Below are 5650 nucleotides of genomic sequence, written 5' to 3'. Positions count from 1 at the left end.
TAGGAACCAGTGGTTGCCGCGCGCCATCGCCAGCGCCTGGGGCACGGGCACGCGGATCCCGCCGTCGGTCAGGCCACAGCCGGCAAGGGTGGTGAGCTGGTCCAGGTCGACACGCACCACGATCGCCGCCGGCGCTCCGGTCTTGCGGGCGTCGGCGGACAGGGCCAGGTGCAGGGCGTGGACCATCGCGTCGTGCATGCGCTGGCCGTCGGTCCGGGTGTCTGGCGCGTCCGCGTCAGGCCACAATCGGCCGGGCTGGCCCCAGCGGGCGTGCACCTCGCGCATCAGGGCTGCCAGCTGCGGATCCATGGTCATGCTGGCGCTGGCCATCAGGTCCAGTCCCTGGCCTCCGCATGAGACCGACCTGCGGCGGGCCCGTTCTTCGGCACCTCGTTCGGTGCGGCCCGGGTCCAGGGTGTCGAGCAGCTGGTGCGCGTGCTCCTGCAATTGCCGGGTGGTGGACTTCTCGGCAGCCTCGAGCAGTTGCTGTTCCAGGCGATCGCGCACCTCGTCGTCACACTCATCCGACAGCGCGGACAGCGCCTTACCGATGATCCTCAGCTGCCCGGCCGAGACCGTGCCGGCACCGCTGGCGCGCATGCGAGCGGAGTCGGCGATCCCGGCATCGTCGAGGCGTCCGCGGGCCTCCCCGGGCGCCAGACCCAGGCCGCCGGTGAGCATCTGGCGGTCGTTGACGAAGCCCATCTGGCGGGCGGTGCCCGATTCCCGGGCCGCGGCCATGACCCGGGCCTGGGTCGCGCGGATCCGGCGTTGGGCCTGTTCGAGCGCGACGAGCTCGGCGTGCAGCTGCGTCGAGGAGGTGTCGGTCCAGTCGCGTTGTAGGTGCAGATCGAGTGCGGCGAGGATCGCCCGCAACTCTCCACCCACGCTGTCGCCGTTCCCGTTATCGCTCATGTGTTCGATTAGATCACCCGGGTACGACACTGTCCGTCGACGCAGTTCACGCGGCGTATCGACCGATCCGGAGGCCGTTACCAGGGCCAGAACGCCTTGATCATCGGCGAGATGAACAACCAGGCCAGCGACAGGTAGAAGATCACGACTGCCGCGATGAGGGTCACCACGTCGGACGGTTGGATCACGGACTTGAGCTGCTGTCTGCGATAGGCCACCCGGCGGTCCAATTCCTCCCAGCGCTGCAGTTGAGGGTCGATGTCCGTGTCCGCCTCGGCCCCCTCGCCGACGTCTGCAGGTTCTCTTTCGTTCTCGGTGTGGTCCATCCGGGTTCCTTTCTAGATCGCGTAGTGGTACTGCCGGAGCAGCAGGTCATGATGTTCGGTCACCGATTTGTAGGTCAGTTCGCCGAACTTCTTGCCCATGGGGGATCCTGCCGCTGCCCCTGCGCCGGCCCCGACGAGTGCGCCGTAGGGGCCGGCGTAGGAGCCGCCACTGGCTCCGAGCAGCGCCCCGCTCGCCATTCCGCCGCCCAAGGCGCCACCGGTCTCCGTAGCGATCTCGAAGGCACTTCCTTCGCCACGGGCGAACCGATTCACGCCGTCGTACACCGTCATCCCGGTGCCCAGGGGGCCCGCGACCTTCCCGACGAAGCGAAGTCCGGCGCTGGCCCGCCGGCCGTAGTCGTCGGGGGCGGGGTTGAGAACATGCCGACCGCGGGTGACGGGGTCGAGTTCGTCGGCGCGCCTGGGGAGCCCCGCGGACATGGCGCGGGTGAGCGCGTCGACGGCGACGCCGGGCCAAGGATCATCCGGGCCGGGGATCGGGCCCCTGTTGGGCTCCGGTGGGATCGCGTCGTGCAAGCGCGCGGCGATTTCGTCGAGTGCGCGTCCGTAGTGCTGGTCGAGTGAGGCCACGACGTCCAGAGCCTCTTCGATTGCCCCGGCATACTCGTCGACCTCGGCCTGGGTGATGTCGTCGCGGCCGGCAGCGGGCGCGAGCGAATCATCGCGGACGACCAGGCCGCGAGCCTGGGCTTCGGAGATCCGGTCGCGAACCACCTGTACCGCAGGGTCGAGCGCATTACCCGCCTGTTCAAGGGTCTGGGCCAGGTCGTCGAGATGGCCGGCAAGCGCGTCGATGTGGCGCAGCTCGGAGTCGACGGCATCCAGCACCGCGTCAGCGGCGACGCCCTCCCAACCCATGGCGAGGCTGTGGCGCCCCTCGGAGAGGGCCCCGCGCGCCTCCTCGGCGATGGCGAGCCGACCGGCGCTGGTCACACGCGCCGTCGTCACGCCGCGGGGGTCCCATAGCCGCACCGCGCCCGCCGAGTAGGTCACCCGATCTCCTCCTGTGACTCGTGTTCCGTCACCAGGTACGACGGGGCACGTCAGCGGCCGGTTCCATCGCCGAACGGATTCTTCGGAGGAGTCATCCCGAGTCTGGTGGAACCATCTGGTTGGTCGGGGCGTCAAACAGATCGTGGGGACATTAAGAGGACCAGCCGCCGCGCTCGTGGCCTGCGCGGTGATGTCCGCGTGCGGAGTGAGTCAGGACAACGACCAGGCGACGACGACGAGCCCAGCGGCCGCCGAGGAGACGATCAACCCCTGGGATCTGCCGATAGAGCAGCGGCCCGCCCTCTTCGACCCGTGTGCCGAGATTCCCATCGAGGCGGTGGAGCAGGGGGTCGGTTCGATTGTGGCCGAAATACCGAAGTTCTATAACCGCGAACCTGGTTCGCTCATCTCCTGCGGATGGGGAAACGATGAAGCGCAACTCAGTCTCTTGGCGACGTGGAAATCTCGTAATGACTACCTTGCCGATAATGCATTCAATGTAGAGAACGCCCAAGCGCGCGTTAGCGGAAGAACTGGTCTTCGACTCTCTGATCAGGGAGACCTGTTTAATAGTTCTTGCGTTCAGCTATTCTTCACCTCTCGTGGCGCTGTTTGGATGCGGTTAGACCTAGTTACGGGCCTCAATGAATTTAAAGGCGATAGCCTTTCGAAGGCGTGTGAGGTTATCGATCAGGCGATACTCCCACTTATCGACTTTGTTCCCGAAGGAGACATTCAGTGACCGTCCATCTTGAACCGGGAGTCGCTGAATTGTGCGTTAGTCGCTGCGGCGACTTTATCAACGAAGTGACCCAGGACCTTACTGGGGGGATGATTGCCGGTCAGGGTTCATCGCTCGGCGCCTTCGACACCGCCCGGCAAATCGGCACCGTGTATTCGCTATTCGTGGGAGAAGACCTGCGAACCTTGCTTAACGGCTATGTGGATCAGGCGAAGGCCATGGCCATGCTCTTCGCCGCCGCCGGCGGGTTGATCGAGGCGCAGGACGAGGCGGTCGCAGCGGCGCTGGGGAAGGCGGCGCAGGAGCCGGCCGGGTTGCAGAGTTTGGGGTTGTTGGGTTCGCTTGGATCGACGACCGCGATTCTCGATTCAGCCGACGGGACCAGCACGCTGCACGGGTATGACCGAGTGGGACCCGAGGAGGTATCGGGCGCCCCGCTGGCGAAGATGGTCTCCGGGGCACAGGCTCTGGATCCGGCGCAGTTCCAGCAGGTGCGGGATCGGGTCAGCACCGTCGCGACAAGCCTCCACACGGCGGCGGCCAACCTGCGCAGCGGCCTGGGCAACGCACTGGGCAGCCAGTGGCAGGGTGCGTTCGCTAACCAGGCCAGCGCCTCGGTGGGATCATTCACCGAATCGGTAGACAGACTGGCCACGGTCCTCGAAGTGGTGGCCACCAAGGCGAGCACCGCCGAGGACGGTTTCAGCACCACCAAGTCGCGGATCGGCGAGGAGTCCGCAACCCTCCAGGCCGCCCAGGTCAACACCCCGGGCTTCGGCTACGTCCACGGCCCTCCGACCCTCGAATCCGCTGCCGCGATGGCCGCAGCCCAGGACGCCGCCGAAGAGCAGGCACGAGCGATCGTCAACACCGTCTACAGCCCCGCCGTGATGGACGCCAACCTCGCCGACCTGGATATCCCCAGCCCGTATCGCGTCGTCTCGACGTCGGCGTTGGGTGGCGCGAGTGGACTCGACCTGGTCTCGGCCTGGAACGTGGACGGGGTCGTCCGACCCGCTGGTCCGGCCGCACCCGGCCAAGCCGCCCTCGCCGCCGCCGGGGGAGGAGGGAATCCGGCCGGAGTCCCCGCGGTCGGCGCAGGTGCTGGCACGGGGACGACGACGAGCCTGCCCGCCGCAACCGACGCCCCCACCGAGCAAGCGCTTCTGACCTCGCGGAACGGCGCGGTCGACGACGGGGGAGCGGTGGCCGCCGCCACCGGACAGACAGCTGCGGGCGGTGCGAACGCGGGCGGAACACAGGCAGCCGGCGTCAACGCCTCGACCCATGCGGCTGCCACCCCGTTCGCACCGATCACGGGAGCGAACGGGCAGCCGATAGGAGCAGGCGGGGGCGCCGCGAGAGCGCGGGGGATCCGCAACGGATCCCAGCGTGATCGCGGCTTCGGTACCGCTGCCGGAATGCTCGGCGGAGGCGCCGGGGGTGCGGGAGCAGGAGCCGGAGCAGCCAGGATGGGTGGCGCAGGAACACTGGCAGGATTCGGAGCCCCGGGCGGTCTCGGGATGGGCGGACCGACTTCAGGAGCGCCGGGGGCTGGCGGCATGTCGGCAGGCCCGGGAGCTGCGGGAACACCCGCGGGGGCTTTCTCGTCGTCGTCAAATGGTGGTTCCCAGGCCAGCCGGGCAGGGATGATGCCGATGGGCATGATGGGCGCGCCGGGCACCGGACAGAACGACGGCCGGCGCGGTCATACGCCGGCCGGATACCTGACCAACGCCACCAACACCTCGGAGATCATCGGGGAGCCGGTCAAGGTCGCCCCCGCGGTTCTGGGGCGGAAGCCTCTGATGCAAGGTGAACTGGGTAACCAGCTAGCGGAGCCGCAGGAGGCCTATTCGCCCCAGGTGATTGGCCGAAAGCTCACCGGGAGTCGCGCCGAGCCAGAGTAGCGCCGGAGCCGAGTAGTGCCGGGCCTGGGCGGCGCCAGTGCCCGGGCAACTCCGATCACAGGTAGCAGGGCCCAGATGCGCTGACTCCCCGACGATTGTCGGGATCGGGCTGGCAGGGGCGGCTCAACAGCGACGACCCCCCTCGGCTCAGGAGTGGAGAGGACCGCTCATCCGGCGAAACCCCACGCCTCACAGATGCGCATGACCAGCTCGTATCCGAGGACCCCGATGATGACAATGATGCTCCAGCACACACTGTGCCGTCCGAAGTCGTCGCGTCGCCAACTGGTGATCATTCGCTGCTTGATGTCTCCCCACCGGGAAAGCGGCACCTCGTCGTTCGTCGGATCGCGGTCGCTTCCAGTGCTCCAGTGGTCGTCCCGGGTCATCAGTTTCCACCCTCTCCCGTCTCGTCGTCTAGGTTGCTGCGGTCCGCTGTGTCCGCGGGATCCCTGCGCACCACCGCGTCGTAGACCCTGTCCACGGCCTCCTCGCCGACCCACGCGCCGACCCCGGCTCCGATCCCGGCCCCGACGAACGTGCCTACAGGCCCGAGGAACGACCCCGCGGCAGCTCCCGCCATCGCCCCGCCAGCCAACCCGCCACCGAGGGCGCCGGCAGTTTCCGCAGCAGCCTCGGTAGCAGAGGTCTCGCCGCTGACGTACCCCTCGACCCCCTGATACACCGTGAACCCCCCGCCCGCGGGCCCGGCGAGCCGGCCGGCTCGCCGAAGCAGTCCGGCG

6 protein-coding genes and 1 pseudogene are annotated in these 5650 nt (G+C 68.0%); 2 read left to right on the top strand and 5 right to left on the bottom strand.

Features of this window, described 5'->3' with window-relative positions; all coding sequences use genetic code 11:
- The 3 genes from G6020_RS07975 to G6020_RS07965 all read right to left on the bottom strand — a co-directional run.
- Positions 1-915, bottom strand: a 915-nt coding sequence (locus G6020_RS07975) for a DUF222 domain-containing protein (protein WP_182610261.1), incomplete at its 3' end; no start/stop codon positions are given.
- 77 nt (positions 916-992) lie between these two features.
- Positions 993-1241, bottom strand: coding sequence for a hypothetical protein (locus tag G6020_RS07970; RefSeq protein ID WP_179523373.1), 249 nt, complete (start codon positions 1239-1241; stop codon positions 993-995).
- Between the two features lie 12 nt (positions 1242-1253).
- Positions 1254-2255 carry a hypothetical protein gene (locus G6020_RS07965; RefSeq protein ID WP_182610260.1) on the bottom strand — a complete coding sequence of 334 codons (1002 nt, stop codon included), beginning with the start codon at positions 2253-2255 and terminating at the stop codon, positions 1254-1256.
- Positions 2256-2445: 190 nt separating this feature from the next.
- Between G6020_RS07965 and G6020_RS07960 the strand changes: the two genes are divergently transcribed.
- Both G6020_RS07960 and G6020_RS07955 read left to right on the top strand, forming a co-directional pair.
- Positions 2446-2997 (top strand): DUF3558 family protein, encoded by a 552-nt coding sequence (locus G6020_RS07960; protein WP_241732622.1) that lies wholly within the window; start codon positions 2446-2448, stop codon positions 2995-2997.
- A 200-nt stretch (positions 2998-3197) separates the two neighbouring features.
- Positions 3198-4907: a WXG100 family type VII secretion target gene (locus G6020_RS07955; protein ID WP_194306032.1), complete on the top strand. Its 1710-nt coding sequence runs from the start codon at positions 3198-3200 to the stop codon at positions 4905-4907.
- Between the two features lie 167 nt (positions 4908-5074).
- Here G6020_RS07955 and G6020_RS07950 read toward each other — a convergent pair whose 3' ends face one another.
- Together G6020_RS07950 and G6020_RS07945 are read right to left on the bottom strand one after the other, a co-directional pair.
- Positions 5075-5296, bottom strand: a complete 222-nt coding sequence (locus G6020_RS07950) for a hypothetical protein (protein ID WP_182610257.1) — start codon at positions 5294-5296, stop codon at positions 5075-5077.
- Positions 5296-5650, bottom strand: a pseudogene (locus G6020_RS07945) (hypothetical protein); the annotation flags it as partial. The gene G6020_RS07950 and the pseudogene G6020_RS07945, both read right to left, overlap by 1 nt.

The sequence above is a fragment of the Dietzia sp. B19 genome, from assembly GCF_014145155.1.
In the GTDB taxonomy this organism is placed as follows: Bacteria; Actinomycetota; Actinomycetes; order Mycobacteriales; family Mycobacteriaceae; genus Dietzia; species Dietzia natronolimnaea.
The sequence above is the reverse complement of the archived record's forward strand: the minus strand, read 5'-3'. Positions and strand labels throughout refer to the sequence as shown.

Bases quoted from the DNA above. Each gene is read 5' to 3' on its own strand.
- G6020_RS07970 (WP_179523373.1), bottom strand. From the start codon at position 1,241: ATGGACCACACCGAGAACGAAAGAGAACCTGCAGACGTCGGCGAGGGG.
- G6020_RS07960 (WP_241732622.1), top strand. From the start codon at position 2,446: ATGTCCGCGTGCGGAGTGAGTCAGGACAACGACCAGGCGACGACGACG.
- G6020_RS07950 (WP_182610257.1), bottom strand. From the start codon at position 5,296: ATGACCCGGGACGACCACTGGAGCACTGGAAGCGACCGCGATCCGACG.